This is a genomic window from Staphylococcus sp. 231237_7MaSpsaltlick, from assembly GCF_043107035.1.
The window spans coordinates 1-500 of record NZ_JBICNX010000326.1 but is presented as its reverse complement, the minus strand read 5'-3'; the positions used below and the strand labels follow the sequence as shown (position 1 = coordinate 500).

Genomic DNA, 500 nt, shown 5'->3' with positions numbered 1-500 from the left:
CTAAATGCAGTGCCTAATAATGGTAAAAGTTTAACTATATTTCCTATTGGATTTAATAAAAAACCTATTGCTCCTTTAAGAATATTAATTATCCCAGTGAATATCTTACTTGCGTTCCCTGATGTAACAAATTTCTGCGTTAAACCTAATAAAGATGTTCCGAACAATCCTAAAAAGCTATTCACAGCCATCAATGGAACTGCTAATGACCAAAGTGTCCCTAATAATATAGCTGATATACCAATCAATCGAGCAATCCAAGTGTGATTTCCCATTAAAGCAGCTGTAAATCCTATGACTTTAGTAACAACGTTTAAAAGTGCGCTCGCAATAGGCGCCATCGCTGTACCAAACGTTACTAATAAATTCACAATATTACCTATTAATTGCATAATAACTGGACCATTCTTTTGAACATAATCAATGAACTTTCTAAAGCCCTCTGATTTTCCAACTGTTTCTGACCAATTACGGAATTTTGCACTCATTTTATCTAAATA

General features: G+C 33.4%; 1 pseudogene. It reads right to left on the bottom strand.

Going from position 1 to position 500, the window contains the following annotated elements:
* Positions 1-500: pseudogene (locus tag ACF91D_RS31720) on the bottom strand (terminase); the annotation flags it as partial.